This window comes from Granulicatella sp. 20925_1_28 (assembly GCF_041433575.1).
Taxonomy (GTDB): Bacteria; Bacillota; Bacilli; order Lactobacillales; family Aerococcaceae; genus Granulicatella.
This window is the reverse complement of record NZ_JAPWBS010000002.1, coordinates 201,727-217,195: the sequence shown is the minus strand read 5'-3', so window position 1 is coordinate 217,195 and position 15,469 is coordinate 201,727. Positions and strand designations below refer to the sequence as shown.

Sequence of the window (15,469 nt, the reverse complement as noted above, 5' to 3'; positions counted from 1 at the left end):
ATAAGGCTGCGGTTTTTTTGTTGAAGATGCAAAAAATAAAACTGTAGCATATATGTTACATTTCAAATTTTAAAATTAAAAGTAAAATATAAACGTTGAAATGATGCGGTTTTTAGCGGCTATTCAACATTCCCGTTTTAGGTCGATTGCACAAATTCGGAATAGTACAGTAAAAATTCTGAGAAAAAATCAGAAAAAATTTTTCAGTCACGCCCAACTTCAAATTGCCGAAAAGTCTAAGAAACCCCGGTAGGATGCACTTTCTAACACCTTGCACAGGTTCCGTCAAAATGAGTGGCGCAACACTTTTTTTCATTTTTTTATAAAAGTAGAAAGTAAATACGCACATTTTTTCGAGTTCTATAGTAATAGTAATGGGGAATAGTATTAAATGCGAGGGAGAAAGACAGAAACACCCTAGATACATTATTGTATCTAGGATGTTTCGTTTTCTTTCCCCCACAAAGTTGAATAGGGATGAGCAAGCTGTTTACAGTGCAGCTCATACCATTCAACCACTGTGCTTAGCAGGAGTTGGAAATTTATTTCTTACTCCTGCTTTGAGGCTTTAAAGGAGAGAGCCCAAGGGGCTCGAACCGGTACCCCATTACCGTTACTATGAAGAAACCCGAAAAAGAAAAGTGCGTATTTACTTACAAATACTTCGGCACTTTTTGCTATTTTGTGGTATCCTATGTAAAGAGAAAATGAAAGAAAGTAGTAGCGCCATGAAGAAAATTATCGTCATAAACACCGGTGGTACGATTGCAATGAGTGAAGACCGCTCAACCGGTAACGTAACCCCAACAAGCACCAACCCATTAACAAACTCCGACACAATTTTTGCCCCAATCGCAAGTGTCGTCGTAGAGGATCTATTTAACCTTCCGTCTCCACATATGACGGAGGAAAAAATGTGGGAAGTTCAAAAGCGAATCCTAAAAGCGCAACAAGAAGGTTTTGACGGAGCGGTGGTGACTCACGGTACCGATACATTAGAAGAAACAGCGTATTTCCTAGAGTTAACAACAGATGGAAAATTCCCGATCGTTTTAACGGGAGCGATGCGTTCAAGCAATGAAATCGGAGCGGACGGGTTAGCGAACTTACGCAGTGCCATTATTACGGTAACGAGTCCAGAGAGTGTAGATAAAGGCGTTCTTGTCGTGATGAACGATGAAGTCCATGCGGCAACGTATGTGACAAAGACACATACAACGAACGTAGCGACTTTCCAAACACCAACTTTTGGGCCGCTTGGATTAGTATCAAAGAGTGAAGTGATTTACTTCCAAAAATTCTTACATCATGAATACTATCCGATTCAAGAACTCGTGGACAAGGTATACTTATTAAAAGCATATGCTGGAATGGATTCGATGTTATTTGATGCCATTGCTGATTCGGATGCGAATGGATTAGTCATCGAAGCTCTTGGAGCAGGTAACTTACCGCCAACGACGCTTCCTGGGTTACAACGTTGCTTGGATAAAGGAATTCCAGTCGTGCTTGTATCCCGTGCATTTAACGGTGTTACCTATGATGTATATAATTATCTTGGTGGAGGCAAACAGCTTCATGAAGCAGGAGTGATTTTCACAACAGGGCTTAGCGGACAAAAGGCTCGTGTGAAATTATCGGTGTTATTAAGCGCTCATGCAAACAGAGAAACAATCATTAGAGCATTTCAAGTATAGGAAAGAGGAATAGATATGGTTAGAAAAATTGGACGAGTGGTTCGACAATATGAAGGAAAACCGATTATTTATGGCATGCCACTAGAAGAGCTAACAGCTTGGTTTGAAGCAAAAGGCGAAAAGAAATTCAGAGCAGGACAATTATGGGACTGGCTTTACCGCAAACGTGTGACTAGTTTTGAAGAAATGACAAACTTGCCAAAATCACTGATTGAACAGTTACAAGAAGAGTTCACATTCCCAGTGTTAAATGAACGTATCAAACAACAATCAACAGACGGAACACGTAAATTCCTCTTTGAATTAGCAGACGGCCTCTTAATCGAAACGGTATTAATGCCACAAGAATACGGCTTATCCATCTGTGTAACGACACAAGTGGGATGTAATATTGGATGTACTTTCTGTGCCAGCGGAATTATCGCAAAACAACGTGACCTTGTTGCTGGGGAAATCGTAGCGCAAGTCATGCACGTGCAACGTACTTTAGACGAAGTGTCTCCTGGGGACCGTGTCAGCCATATCGTAGTCATGGGGATTGGGGAACCATTCGATAACTATGATAACGTGATTAAATTCTTGAAAGTGGTCAACTCTGATAAAGGTCTTGGAATCGGGGCTCGTCATATCACTGTATCTACAAGTGGTTTGGCTCCAAAGATTCGCGAGTTCGCAGACGAAGGACTACAAGTCAACCTTGCATTGTCACTCCATGCGCCAGATAACGATACACGTTCTCGTATCATGCGTATCAACCGTAAATATCCAATCGAAGTCGTGATGGATGCAATCAATGAATATATCGCTAAAACCAATCGTCGTGTAACCTTCGAGTACATCATGCTTGATCACGTGAATGACTCTGTGGAACAGGCGCAACAATTGGCCGACCTTCTTGCGGATAAGAAACGTCTTTCATATGTCAACTTAATTCCATATAACAAAGTTCGTGAACATGACCAATACGAACGTAGTGGAAAAGAACGCGTAGTAGCCTTCTACGATGTGTTGAAGAAAAACCACATCAACTGTGTCGTTCGTAAAGAATTCGGACATGATATCGAAGCAGCCTGCGGACAATTACGTTCAAGCCAAATGAAACGTGACCGTGCTGAAAAAACAAAAGCATAATAAAATAGATCTACCACACTTCAGAATAGAGGTGTGGTTTTTTGTGTGCAAAAATCTAACAAAAGTCGATATTTTTATAGGATTTTGAATGAAATCTACAAAAGAACTCTATTTTCTAAAAGAAAATTTGCTATAATATTAATAAAGGAATCGGTAACAAAAACGGTTAAATTAAGATACAACTACGGGAAGGAGTCGAACGAATGTTAGAAGTTCATATTCAGAATTTTTCATATGGAAAAAAAGAGATTCTAAATCAGATTGACTTAGAGCTTCCATCATCTCAAATTATTGGACTAGTAGCACCAAATGGTGTAGGAAAATCTACGCTTATCCAAATACTATCTGGCCACTTAAGAAATAACGGTATTTCGGTGAGTTATCACGGAAAGAATTATACGACTGATACATTATTTATGAGACAGCATATCGTGAAAATGCCTGATCAATCTGAATTATACGATGAATTAAATGGAATCGAGCATTTGAATTTCTATGCTTCGATGTGGAAAGTAGCTTCTGGAACTGTTCAAGCCGTGGTCGAGCAGTTAAAAATGGGAGACTATATTCATCAAAAAGTGGGTGGGTATTCACTAGGGATGCGGCAACGTCTTTGTTTTGCATTAGTGCTGGTTACAAAAGCAGACTATATGCTTGTGGATGAAGTGATGAACGGGTTAGATCCGGATAATGTGGAATTGATTTCTAAAGTGTTGAGACAGTTACGAAATGAAGGAAAAACAATCGTGATGGCCTCTCATTTACTGAACAATCTTGATTCGATTGCCGACAAGATTTATTTTATGAAAGAGAAAAGAATCGCATTGGAATATTCACCGCAAAAAGAAGACGTTGATACACTACAATTGACCTTTATTTCCGAAGAGCATTTCGAAAAGTTTGTAGAGCAATTTTCAAGAGAAGTAGACATGGTGAATCCTGAAGGAAGACAGCTTAGCATTCACCTTACGGATGGTGAGCTTCCAAAAGAAAAATGGAATTGGATACTAGAAAACATCCATCAATGTAGTGAAATTAAGATTGGATCAAAAGGTTGCTACGCACTTTATAAAGAACTGTACGGATAGTACAATCGAAAGTTAAAAAAGAGAGGAGAAGATAGCATGAAAACACAATTACTGTTGATTGTTCGAAATCGATTAATGAAAATTCAGTTCATCGGTTGTATATTGCTAATGGTTGTTTTTCTTGTGATGAATTTTCAACAAAAATCTTCTCTCAATGAACTTTTGAATAGCTCTTTAAATCAAGGAGATAAAATTCATTTGATACTCATCAATGAATATGAAGAGGAAGCGAAGAACAGAAGTTTAACAGAAACAGAGGAAAAATGGTTAGAGGATTCTGTTGCTTATCATCGTTCAGTAACAGCGTTTCAAAACCAAGATTATAAAACTTATATACAAGAACAGATTCATTTTTGGGAGTTGCGACTTGAATTAAGAGATAAAGAACAATCGCCCCTTCCGATTTATAATACAATTGGATTTAATCCTAGTAAGCAGGAACAGTTAGAGTATAAGAATGTTAAACAATATTTAATGGAGTTTCGTTCTTTAGAGGCGCAGGGGAGTTATCAATTAGACGATATTTTACAAATGATCAATCGAATTTTTTGGATGGAATGGACAAAATATAATGAACCGATGGTGTATTGGTTACCAGTTCTATTTTCAATCTTGCTACTATTTATCAGTCCTATACTTTTAGACGATTGGAAGCATCGTAGTATGTTAGCTGTGAAGCCGATTCGTCAGTGGAAATATTTATTACAAAAAATCAGTAGTTACTGGTTGGTAAATATGGCCCTAGTAATTCTTGTGTTGTTTGGTGTTTTTCTAGTACAGAGTTTATCTTTTGGCTGGGACAACCTCACTACGCCGTTTGTTGTATTTCGTGGGGAAGAGGAGGCCCTCATGCTTCCGTTACAATTTATAGGACTCGCGTTACTCTTTGCAGCGTGTGTGCTCCTATTCTTAATCAATCTTGTCGCATGGTGTAATCAGTTGAGTAGAAATAAGATGGTAGGGTTCATCGTAGGGTTGATGGTTATTTGGGCAGAACCTATCCTCCGTTCCATGAAGATTTATCCTTCTTTTGCAGACAAGTTGCCACTGTACTATGTGAACTTTGGCTCTGTAATCCAAGGAATGAAAGATGATTTTTACGCGGCGGGTACGTTTACGATTTCAAACGGATGTGCCAGTTTACTTGTAGGAGCGTTCGTATTCTTCTTATTCACAGTTGGAACTTCATGCTGGCAAGAGCGTCAGAGACGAGGAGGTTCGGTATGAGTAGATGGGTTCAATTAGATAGAATGCATTTAAAGAAAAGAGGATTTTTCTATAAGATACCGCTTATTATTTTAGTAGTTGCGGCGCTTGTCATGGGATATCATCACGTTACAGGAAAACCGGCCTTAAGAGATGTGATTGAACGACAATTTGCTCAGATAGATGATCTGAAAGATTCGTTTGAGAATCAAGTGACGATTGATGAAGATACAAAGAAAGAGATGAATACTACTTTCCAGGCGCTTTACCAAACCTATGCACAAGAAAATGGGATTTATACAGTGAAGGGGAAAACGGAACGCTTGATTCCGATTTATGAAAAGCGGTTGGAATTGGTTGAGTCTCTTCTAGGACGTGGGTCACATGAATGGACGGATTCGTTAGAGAGTCCTATGCAAATTAAAGCTAAACTCCAATTATTCCATTATTTAGTTGGAAAAGAGATATCCTACCAAACCTATTACCAGTATGGTGATTTTATACAGACGATTTTCCAACTTCTTGGTTACGGAATCCTTGTTTTCCTTTTCCTTGTACAAGTTGGGGGATATTTAGAAAGAAAACAACGACACCGAACGCTACTAGAAGTAGTGCCGATTTCTAATAAAGAAGAATTATTGACAGAAACGGTTTATTCTTTGAAATACTTTTATGTTTTTCCTAGTCTGCTGGTGATTCTGCCTGTAGTGGCATATGGAATCCTAATTCAAGAGAATATTTTTCTGTTTCCTGTATCGTATGTGACTAATGGGGAAACAATCTTTATTTCAGCAACTCAAGGAATCCTGATAGCGATTGGATATCCATTGTTAGCAATTATTGGATTGTTCATTGCACAGATGCTACTCTTTTTCTTAATTAAAGATACGATGGTATCGGCAATTGCCCTCTTTATCCTCGGATATTTGAGTATTGGAGGGTATTCGTTAGGGTCTATTTTATCGATTAGTGTGTTACCAGCTCTACAGCAGGGAGTCCCGCTTGTGATAGGAGCTTTTGTAGGAGTGGTCTTCTCCATTGTGTTCATTGGCATAAGACTAAAAATTGTAAGGAAGTGAGAATTTGAAAAATTCTCACTTTTCTTTTGTTTTCCGCCAAAAGTCCTATATACATTGGATTAAGACAGTGTTACACTATGAGCATAGTCAGATTTTGAAGTGGAGCGAGTATATATGAAGGTTGTTTTTCAGAAATTTAAAAAAGAAGTGTTCATCATGATTACGTTGCTCACCCTTATTGCAGGTGCAGAGCTTGTATCCAGTATCGTGAATGCGCAGACTTTAGATACTTTAGTGAACATGGATATTCATAATTTCTTTTATAAGGCTATTTGTTTAGTTGTTATTTTTGCATTTTATTTATTGTTTACCTATATGCTGATTCGCTATCAAGCCTACTTTAATCAAAAGGTAGCGACATGGTTAAGGGACCGTATTAGTCATTCTATTGAAGCGACGTCTTATGGACGCTTTTATGAAAAGAATAGTCAAACGTACATCTCGTGGTTTACAAGTGACTTGGAACAGATTAAAGGGAATGCGATTAATCCAACCTTTGAAGTTATTGGAGGAATTATTTCTGCGGTCATTTCTGCGGTAGCATTGTTTATGTATCATTGGTCTATCGTTTTACTAGCGGCTATCTGTATTGTCATCATGGCCGTGTTGCCGGCTTTATTCTCAGCAGAACTGACAGAAAAAACCATCAAAGTGTCAGAAGCCAATGAAAAATTCTCAAAATCCATTTCGGATTTATTGAGCGGATATGATACCCTATTTGTTTTTCGGAAGCTAGCGTATTTAAAAGAAAAAATTCATGAAAAATCGGTTGAAGTAGGAGATACGCATCGCGATTTTAGTAAGTCGATGGCCAAAGTTGCCGTTAGTGGTGGGATTGGGAATGTCTTTAGCCAAATTTCAGTATTCATCTTAACGGGATACTTAGCTTATATTGGCGAAGTGAGTATCGGGAGTATTCTAGCAGCAATGGCATTAAGTAGTACCATCTTCAACGTGCTTGGAAATATTAGTCAAAAGATTGGATCGATTAAGAGTGCTGACTCATTATTTAACAAATATGAGCAATTAGAACCAGCAACCCTTGTAGAGGAAGCACCAGAAGAGGAACCGCTCACTCTTATTGAAGTGAAGGATGTTTCATTTAACTACGGAGAAAAAGTGATTTTAAATCATGTGTCTCTTGGATTTAATGAAGGACAAAAATACGCGATTACTGGCGAAAGTGGAACAGGGAAATCAACGCTGTTAAATATTATCGCTGCTAAATTAACGGAGTATTTAGGAAAAGTGAAATTCGCTGGAGTCGATGTGAAGAAACAATCCTATAATGAGTTATATCGTCAAATGGTCTATATCGCTCAAAAACCACATATCTTCACGACAACGATTCGCGAAAACGTAACGCTCACTGAAACGTATACGGATGAAGAAGTGTGGGCGTCTCTTGAAAAAGTGGGCCTCGCGACAATTGTACGAAACTTGCCGCAGGGATTAGATACGGTCTTAGGCGATGGTGATTCAAATCTATCTGGCGGGCAGTTGCAACGCATTGCCTTTGCACGTGGATTGATGAAACAACCAAAAGTCTTCTTGCTCGATGAAGTCAGCTCCAATTTAGATGAAAAGACAACCATTGAGGTGTTGAAACCAATCTTAGAAGATAAAAGCGTGACCGTTCTATGGGTAACGCACCATCTTCCCGAAGCATTGAAAGAAAATATCGATCAAACGATTCAAATGAGTGAATTATAAGCATCTACTAAAACTAAAAAGAGACTTTCTACGAACTGTAGAAGTCTCTTTTTTTGCTTGCTTTATGGAAAGTTAATCTCCCCCGCGAACATTGATAATTTCAAATAATTCATATGAGTTCAAAGCGACATTATGCTTTAGGGCATTTGAAGCAATTACTGCCATTATAACCCCAGTAATAATTATAGTTGCGACCAAAAATTTTCGCATCAGAAACTTCCTCCTTTCATATTCCTTATATTGAATTGTAACTTTTTGGAATTTATAATAGATATAAATCACAGTATTGTTGGAATGAGGCAGAATAGAAATGGAAAATAATGGGTATTTCATTAAGAAATTACGATTGTCTAAGAATCTTACACAATCGCAACTTGCAGAAGGTATTCTATCGAAGAATTTTTTATCTCGATATGAAAGAGGGGAAAGTCAAGTTAATGATTCAACATTCCTTCGATTACTAGAACGAATGAATATTTATTTTAGTGAGTTTGAGGAGTTGTTTCAAGGAGAGAATAGTCAGAAAGAATTTTTGAATGAAGTCATCAAAGCAAAAAAAGAAAATGATGCTTATTTATGGGAAGTATTAAAAAAACGCGAAGAAGAGGCGTTCGAAAAAAATAAGAATATAAGGCATTTACATAACAAAATTCTTATGGAAGCATTTCTTGCAGAGATGGACGGACAAATGTTATCGAAAATATCAAAACGTCAGATTTTAAACTACTTATTCGATATTGAGAATTGGGGTTTATATGAAATTGAGCTTTTTGGGAATTTCACAATATTCTTTTCTCCCGAAGAAAACCATCAATTTGTTCATTTGTTGAGAAAGAAAAAGAATCACTTTTCTTCAGAAAGAAGATATATCGAAATTGCATCGAAATTATTATTAAATATTTTATTGAAAGATATTCTTCTAGGCTCTAAATATGGGGATGATATTTTAAAAGAAATTGAGCAATTATTAAATAGAGAAGGGTTTTATTCGGAAAAAATGTCTGCACAATTTTTCAAAGGGATATTAATGATTCAGCGAAATCAAAAAGCGGATGGAGAAAAGTTATGCCTTAAATCTATTCAATTCTTCTATGATTTTGAAGAAAATCATAAAGGAAAGCTATATCGACAATTTTTATCTGAACAGTTAAATCACAAGTAACACGATATGATTACTTTTTATGACAAAAGTGATGAGAGAATTATACTGAATTTGTTCGAACGAATCTATTTGAATGGAGAAGAATAATGGTTGAGATTGCACGAAAATTCAAAAAAGAAATTATAGCTTGTTTATTCTTATATATAATTATAGAAGGATTGAACTTGTCGACCAATTTAATGAATACAAAATTAGTTAATAATTTAGTACAATCTGATTTTGAACATTTTTTTCAAAATGGCCTTATATTAATTACGATATTTGTATTCTTCTTGTTATTTCAATATGGAATGATTCGTTACAAGGCATTTGTTACACAGAGAATTGCCACGTATTTACGAAACCGAATTGCGTTAGCTATTTCTAAAACGAGTTATGAGGATTTTTATAGTAAAAATAGCCAGAAATATATTTCTTGGTTTACCAGTGATATCGATCAAATTGAGAAAAAAGGAATCTCCATTGGGTTAGAATTTATCGCAGGGATGATTTCTGTAGTATTATCGATGATTGCGTTGGCGTGTTTTCATTGGTCACTTATTGTAGCCACATTAGTCTTGATTGTTTGTCTCTCCTACTTACCAAAGTTGTTTATGAAAGAGCTATCTAGCAAAACAGAAGAAGTAGCAATATCGAATGAAGAATTTTCAAAAACAGTTTCAGATTTGCTTAGTGGATATGAAACCTTATTTGTTTTTAGAAAGTTCAATTATTTCTTGGAAAAAATCAATAATCAATCCACTCAGTTAGGAGACACTCATTGCCGCTATAGCCAGACTCTAGCAAAAGTGGCAATTGCTGGTGGAGTAGGAAATGTGATAAGTCAAGTGTCTATTTTTCTGCTAACAGGATATCTAATCTTGCAATCAGAAATGAGTGTAGGTAGCATTGTGACTACAACGGCCTTAGCTTCAACCATTTTCAATATGATAGCCAATATTAGTCAATACGTTGCTATGATTCAAAGTACAGAGCCGTTGTTAAATCGTTTCAAGGAATTAAAGGAAGCAGAAGTAAAAGAGTCTTCTAATTCAAAAGAGAAACAAGGAACAATTATTTCGATTAAAAATCTTTCGTTTTCGTATCAGAGCCAGCCTATCCTACACGATATATCATTAACCGTTACCGAAAATAAAAAATATGTTTTATTAGGTGAAAGTGGTAGTGGTAAATCGACATTAATGAATCTAATCAGTGGCAAATTAAGTGGTTATAATGGTGAAATTATTGTAGATGGAATTAATGTGAGTTCTGCATCGCCTGAAATCTTGTACGAAAAAATTTGTTATATTAGCCAGAAACCTCATCTCTTTAGTGCGACTATTCGTGAGAATTTATGTTTCGATAAGCCCGTTGAGGATGAGAAGCTCTTTACAGTCTTAGAACGAGTTGGATTAAAAGATACGGTTCTGGCATTACCGAATCAGTTGGATACAGTTATCGGAGACAAAAATACAGATCTATCCGGCGGTCAGTTGCAACGCATTGCCTTTGCACGCGGGTTGATGAAACAACCAAAAGTCTTCTTGCTGGATGAAGTTAGCTCCAACTTAGACGAAAAGACAACCATTGAGGTGTTGAGACCAATCTTAGAAGATAAGAGCGTGACAGTGCTATGGGTAACGCACCATCTTCCTGAAGCATTAAAAGAAAATATCAATCAAACGATTCAAATGAGTGAATTAAATCAAACAGCTTAACGAATGTTTAGTGACCTTCCTATGGACGAATAGGGAGGTCTTTTTTGATGTGTCGAATGCATGAAAAAGTGCGATTTGATAGGTTTTTGCCTCAAAAAGGAACGAAAAACAGTGTAATAAATGAAGAAAGTATGACCGAGAATGTAAGAAAATTCTACGAACGTGTTACAGAATGGTGTCAAATGTTACGAAAACATATGTTCTTGTCATCTTTTTGTCATAATAACATCAGAAAAAGTCAAAAAAATTAAGTGACCTTAACAAACCGCATAAAATCAACATTTTGAGTTTTTCCTGTGCTAAAATAATTAGCATCAATTAAGTTCGCAACCCAAAAAATCCAAGCGAACGAGGTTTTTGACTTTAGAAAAAGTCGGAAATCGGAAAGGAAAATATGAAACCAATCAAGAAACAATTCATGATGGTGACAGCATCACTTGCTTTATTTAGTTTTGCAGGATTTTCAGCAACAACAGCAAGTGCAAACGAAGTAGAATGGACAGCACGTACTGTAGAACAAGTAAAACAAGATGTTAAAACAGACGATAAAGGTGTACAAGAGTACACAATTAAATGGGGAGACACATTATCAGTAATTTCTGAAGCAACTGGTGCATCATTAGATACATTAGTTCAAGTGAACGAAATTCAAGATGCAAACCTTATTTACCCAGGTACAGTGTTACGTTTCTCAGCGGACCAAAAAGAAGTAACCGTTGATAACGGAACAGAACAACACTCATACCGTGTTCAAAACAACAACGAAGTGAAAGAAGTAGAAACAACTGAAGCGACAACACAAGCAGCAGAAACTACACAAGCAGCAGAAACTACTCAAGCTGCTCAAGCAACAGAGGCAACTCAAACAACTCAAGCTGCTGCAGCTTCATCAAGCCAAGGTGGTTACTACTTAACAGTTGAAGCAACAGCGTACTCATATAACGAAGCTGGTTTATCAAACTACACAGCTGATGGAACAAACCTTGTTAGTGAACCAAACGTGATTGCGGTTGACCCAAGCGTTATTCCATTAGGATCATATGTTGAAATTCCAGGTTATGGAGTATTCCGTGCTGCAGATACAGGTGGCGCAATCTACGGAAATAGAATTGACGTTCACTTAGTAAACTTATCAGACGTTTATAACTTCGGACGTCGTACAATCACAATTCGTGTATTACAATAATCACACTATTTTTTGAACTAAACTTAACTTAACGAAGAGTCAGGCATTCGTCCTGGCTCTTTTTTGTTTTCAGAAAGTTAAGAAAAGGTAAGAGAATGCTAGAAAAATAGGCAAGTGCTTAAAACTGTGGTATATTAATAACATCGATTAAAAAGAAAACCGATTGGAGAGGGAATTTTATGAAGAAAAAATTCGTAGGAGCATTAGCGCTTGCATCAACTTTAGCATTAGCGGCTTGCTCAAATGGCTCAGCAGAAAACGTTGCAACTACTAAATACGGTAACGTTACAAAAGATGAATTTGTGACAGCAATGAAAGATTCTGTTGGAGAACAAACATTACAACGTTTAGTATTAACGAAAGTATTAGAAGGATCTATTGAGGATGCAAAATCTCTTAAAACAGCTGCAGATGAAGAAGTAGCTAAATTAGTAGCTCAATACGGTGGCGAACCTAAATTATTAGCGGCTTTACAACAAAGCGGAATCACTTCTGTAGACGCATATCGTCAAACACTTTACTTAAACAAATTAATGACAGAAGCGGTTAAAAAAGCTGCGAACTTCTCAGAAGAAGACATCAAAGCATACTATGATGCGTGGGAACCACAAATTACAGTTCAACATATCTTAATTGCTGCTAAATCTGATGCATCTGACGAAGAAAAAGCAGCTGCTAAAACAAAAGCAGAAGAATTAATCCAACAATTAAAAGATGGTGCTGACTTTGCGGAATTAGCTAAAGCAAACTCTGCAGATACTGGTACTGCTGCAAAAGGTGGTCAAATTGGACCATTCAAACGTTCAGACATGGTAACTGAATTCTCAACAGCAGCTTATGACTTGAAGAACGCTGGAGATATCACTGAAACTCCGGTTCAAACTCAATTTGGATACCACATCATTAAGTTAGTATCTAAAGAAGAGAAGAAACCATTTGATGAAATGAAAGAACAAATGGAAAAAGAAATGTTAGATGCGAAATTAAAAGATTCTGCATACTTACACCAAACAATGGTAGATTTAGTGAAAGCTGCTGACGTGAAAATCACAGATGAAAGCTTACAAAACGCTTTGAAGAATTTCTTACAAGCAGCTGATACAGAAACAACAACAACTGCTGCTAAATAAGACTGTTTTAACCTCTGCACAAACTTTCGTGTGGAGGTTTTCTTTATGCTAGAGTCAGTTTGGTGGTTTTGTTTCTATTTCGAAAACAAATGTCTATAAATAGAAGAGTTTTGTTGACATCGAAAAGAATGGGCGTATAATGGAATACATAACGCATAGAGATGGAGAGTACTCATCGGGGCACTGAGTAGAGAGCTTAGGGTTGGTGGAACTAAGTAGTGACGAAATGAGGAAGATGGCCATTGAGCGGACTTTCTGAGCAGTTGTAAGGGAAGTACGGGGCGCCCGTTATAGCGGTACGATTTCAACGCAGAGACGTGGAATCGGGTGAGGTTTATCTAGTGATGGATAAACGAATAAAGGTGGTAACACGGTATTTTTGAAATGATCGTCCTTTGTCCTATTTGGGCAAAGGATTTTTTTATTGTGTTCGACAGTTTAAGGAGGAATGTTTCAAATCAATTTACAACCAACACAACAATTTTTTAAAATCGGAGGAAAAACAAAATGAAAATTAAACACTTATTTTTAACAGCCGTTGCAGCAATCACTTTAGCAGCGTGCGGAAACCAAAGTTCACAACAATCTAGTGAGGCTTCAAAAGCAACTGAAGCGCCAGCGCAAACAGTTAAAGTTGCCGTAGTAGGTAGCGCAGCACACGAAATCTGGGATTACGTAGCTGAAAAAGCGAAAAAAGAAAACATCAACATCGAAGTTGTAGAAATGAACGACTACGTATTACCAAATACAGCGCTTGAAGAAGGTTCTGTTCAAATGAACGCATTCCAACACCGTGCCTACTTAGCACAATGGAATAAAGATAAAGGGACTGATTTAAAAGAAATCGGAACAACATTTATCGTGCCATTATATTATTTCTCAACAAAATATAAATCATTAAAAGATTTACCAGAAAATGCAAAAGTATTAGTACCAAAAGAAGTAGCGATTCAAGGTCGTGCTTTAGTAGCATTAGAAACAGAAGGATTAATTACATTAAAAGAAGGCGTTGGAACAAAAGCTTCATTAGCGGACATCACAAGCAACCCTCGTAACTTAGAAATCATTGAAGCAGAATCAGCACAAGCACCACGCCTATTACAAGACGTTGACGCAGCTTCCATCAATGGTTCTATGGCTCAAGATGCTGGTTTGAAAATCGAAGACAACATCTTCTCAGATGCAAACCACTTAGATACAATTCCTAAAGATCGTTATAACATCATTGTTGTTAAAGCAGCAGATGCTGACAACCCAACATACAAAAAAATCGTTGAATTATATCAATCAGACGATGTAGCGAAAAAAATGGATGAAATCGCACCAGGACAATACTTCCCAGTGTGGAATTCAGATAAATAATCCCTTTAGACGTCAGAGTACAATGGTGCTCTGGCGTTTTTGTTTGGAATAGGAGCAGATTCTGATTGCGTGTAGTATAATGAAAGTGAAAGTTCGAACGTTGGAGGAAGAACAATGAAGACATGGATAAAACTAGCGTTGCTGTCGGTAGTAGCTGTTATGCTTGCAGCATGCGGAGAAAAGGAAAAAATCCCTCTACCATATGCGTTGCAGTCAGATAGGATTTGGATGGATGTGCATCACGGAGAGAAAACAGAGTTAGATCCACATAACACGGTGACGGCGGTCTATCATTTTGATGGAAAAGGAAACGTGCTTGCCTATACAGGATTGGATTTGGACCTCGGGGATTTAGGAGGGAAAAATGAAAAACAAATTTTAGAACTAGCCCAAAAACAATTTGAACGAAATTTCTATCGCCATAAACAACAACTTCGAGAAAAATTGGAAGTCCAATTAGAGGCGCTGAGAAAGGAAGGTAATAAAGTATCGTTGGAGGGAAATTCTAAGGAAGCCCGAGAAAAATTGAAAAAGATAGATGAAAAAATTAAAGATTTACGAGAACAATTCAATGCTGTAGATTTCGCAGAATACGAAAGCCCAAAGCCTTCGCCAGTCAGCTACTCCTTTGGGAAATACGACGAAGACAAGTATAACAAAAATAAAACACAGTTGATTGTAAGTTTTGAGGTGCAAGAACTTGCTAAAGAGTCCATGGAGTATATGAATGTAAGAATTCAAAAAAATTTGAGAGAAGGGTTCTTTGGTTCAAATGCAGGAGAAGTCAAAGGTTCTTATTATGTAGGGCTCTCAGAAGCAGGGCTAGAAGAGGATGAACCTGGGGATTATCATGACTTTATGACACCGGTGGAAAAAGATCGTAAAGGAATCAAAATAATAGAAGAATAACTAAAAGAAAAAGGAGTGGCGAACGTCACTTCTTTTTTGTTGCTATTATTCGTGTTTAGAAACAGAATCGTTCATCTGACAATCTTGAAATAAAATAAAGTTAAAT

13 protein-coding genes and 1 other annotated feature are annotated in these 15,469 nt (G+C 37.1%); of the genes, 12 read left to right on the top strand and 1 reads right to left on the bottom strand.

Annotation, left to right across the window (positions count from 1 at the left end):
- Positions 1 to 728: 728 nt before the first annotated feature.
- The 6 genes from O3793_RS02570 (at position 729) to O3793_RS02545 (ending at position 7,914) form a co-directional block, all read left to right on the top strand.
- Positions 729 to 1,697: an asparaginase gene (locus O3793_RS02570; protein ID WP_048709921.1), complete on the top strand. Its 969-nt coding sequence runs from the start codon at positions 729 to 731 to the stop codon at positions 1,695 to 1,697.
- 15 nt (positions 1,698 to 1,712) lie between these two features.
- Positions 1,713 to 2,828 (top strand): 23S rRNA (adenine(2503)-C(2))-methyltransferase RlmN, encoded by a 1,116-nt coding sequence (gene rlmN, locus O3793_RS02565; RefSeq protein WP_371445386.1) that lies wholly within the window; start codon positions 1,713 to 1,715, stop codon positions 2,826 to 2,828.
- A gap of 203 nt (positions 2,829 to 3,031) precedes the next feature.
- On the top strand, positions 3,032 to 3,916 hold the full coding sequence (locus tag O3793_RS02560) for an ABC transporter ATP-binding protein (RefSeq protein WP_371445385.1): 885 nt from the start codon (positions 3,032 to 3,034) through the stop codon (positions 3,914 to 3,916).
- Positions 3,917 to 3,952: 36 nt separating this feature from the next.
- A complete protein-coding gene (locus tag O3793_RS02555; protein WP_371445383.1) occupies positions 3,953 to 5,143 on the top strand; it encodes a hypothetical protein in 1,191 nt (396 codons plus the stop codon).
- Positions 5,140 to 6,201 (top strand): hypothetical protein, encoded by a 1,062-nt coding sequence (locus O3793_RS02550; RefSeq protein ID WP_371445382.1) that lies wholly within the window; start codon positions 5,140 to 5,142, stop codon positions 6,199 to 6,201. The genes O3793_RS02555 and O3793_RS02550 overlap by 4 nt, the downstream gene beginning before the upstream one ends.
- A gap of 114 nt (positions 6,202 to 6,315) precedes the next feature.
- Entirely contained in the window at positions 6,316 to 7,914 is a 1,599-nt protein-coding gene (locus O3793_RS02545) for an ABC transporter ATP-binding protein (RefSeq protein ID WP_371445380.1), read from the top strand.
- Positions 7,915 to 7,986: 72 nt separating this feature from the next.
- Here the strand turns inward: O3793_RS02545 and O3793_RS02540 are convergent, their stop codons facing one another.
- Entirely contained in the window at positions 7,987 to 8,124 is a 138-nt protein-coding gene (locus O3793_RS02540) for a hypothetical protein (protein ID WP_371445378.1), read from the bottom strand.
- Positions 8,125 to 8,224: 100 nt separating this feature from the next.
- Between O3793_RS02540 and O3793_RS02535 the strand changes: the two genes are divergently transcribed.
- The 6 genes from O3793_RS02535 (at position 8,225) to O3793_RS02510 (ending at position 15,363) form a co-directional block, all read left to right on the top strand.
- Positions 8,225 to 9,076: a helix-turn-helix domain-containing protein gene (locus O3793_RS02535; RefSeq protein WP_371445376.1), complete on the top strand. Its 852-nt coding sequence runs from the start codon at positions 8,225 to 8,227 to the stop codon at positions 9,074 to 9,076.
- Between the two features lie 86 nt (positions 9,077 to 9,162).
- On the top strand, positions 9,163 to 10,776 hold the full coding sequence (locus O3793_RS02530; RefSeq protein ID WP_371445374.1) for an ABC transporter ATP-binding protein: 1,614 nt from the start codon (positions 9,163 to 9,165) through the stop codon (positions 10,774 to 10,776).
- A gap of 394 nt (positions 10,777 to 11,170) precedes the next feature.
- Complete coding sequence (locus O3793_RS02525; protein ID WP_371445372.1) at positions 11,171 to 11,962, top strand: 3D domain-containing protein; 792 nt, start codon at positions 11,171 to 11,173, stop codon at positions 11,960 to 11,962.
- 179 nt (positions 11,963 to 12,141) lie between these two features.
- On the top strand, positions 12,142 to 13,092 hold the full coding sequence (locus tag O3793_RS02520) for a peptidylprolyl isomerase (protein WP_371445370.1): 951 nt from the start codon (positions 12,142 to 12,144) through the stop codon (positions 13,090 to 13,092).
- 147 nt (positions 13,093 to 13,239) lie between these two features.
- Positions 13,240 to 13,491 (top strand) — a binding site (T-box leader).
- Between the two features lie 108 nt (positions 13,492 to 13,599).
- Positions 13,600 to 14,454 (top strand): MetQ/NlpA family ABC transporter substrate-binding protein, encoded by an 855-nt coding sequence (locus O3793_RS02515; RefSeq protein ID WP_371445368.1) that lies wholly within the window; start codon positions 13,600 to 13,602, stop codon positions 14,452 to 14,454.
- A gap of 114 nt (positions 14,455 to 14,568) precedes the next feature.
- A complete protein-coding gene (locus O3793_RS02510; protein WP_371445366.1) occupies positions 14,569 to 15,363 on the top strand; it encodes a lipoprotein in 795 nt (264 codons plus the stop codon).
- Positions 15,364 to 15,469 lie beyond the last annotated feature (106 nt).

Bases quoted from the DNA above. Each gene is read 5' to 3' on its own strand.
- O3793_RS02570 (WP_048709921.1), top strand. From the start codon at position 729: ATGAAGAAAATTATCGTCATAAACACCGGTGGTACGATTGCAATGAGT.
- rlmN (WP_371445386.1), top strand. From the start codon at position 1,713: ATGGTTAGAAAAATTGGACGAGTGGTTCGACAATATGAAGGAAAACCG.
- O3793_RS02560 (WP_371445385.1), top strand. From the start codon at position 3,032: ATGTTAGAAGTTCATATTCAGAATTTTTCATATGGAAAAAAAGAGATT.
- O3793_RS02555 (WP_371445383.1), top strand. From the start codon at position 3,953: ATGAAAACACAATTACTGTTGATTGTTCGAAATCGATTAATGAAAATT.
- O3793_RS02550 (WP_371445382.1), top strand. From the start codon at position 5,140: ATGAGTAGATGGGTTCAATTAGATAGAATGCATTTAAAGAAAAGAGGA.
- O3793_RS02545 (WP_371445380.1), top strand. From the start codon at position 6,316: ATGAAGGTTGTTTTTCAGAAATTTAAAAAAGAAGTGTTCATCATGATT.
- O3793_RS02540 (WP_371445378.1), bottom strand. From the start codon at position 8,124: ATGCGAAAATTTTTGGTCGCAACTATAATTATTACTGGGGTTATAATG.
- O3793_RS02535 (WP_371445376.1), top strand. From the start codon at position 8,225: ATGGAAAATAATGGGTATTTCATTAAGAAATTACGATTGTCTAAGAAT.
- O3793_RS02530 (WP_371445374.1), top strand. From the start codon at position 9,163: ATGGTTGAGATTGCACGAAAATTCAAAAAAGAAATTATAGCTTGTTTA.
- O3793_RS02525 (WP_371445372.1), top strand. From the start codon at position 11,171: ATGAAACCAATCAAGAAACAATTCATGATGGTGACAGCATCACTTGCT.
- O3793_RS02520 (WP_371445370.1), top strand. From the start codon at position 12,142: ATGAAGAAAAAATTCGTAGGAGCATTAGCGCTTGCATCAACTTTAGCA.
- O3793_RS02515 (WP_371445368.1), top strand. From the start codon at position 13,600: ATGAAAATTAAACACTTATTTTTAACAGCCGTTGCAGCAATCACTTTA.
- O3793_RS02510 (WP_371445366.1), top strand. From the start codon at position 14,569: ATGAAGACATGGATAAAACTAGCGTTGCTGTCGGTAGTAGCTGTTATG.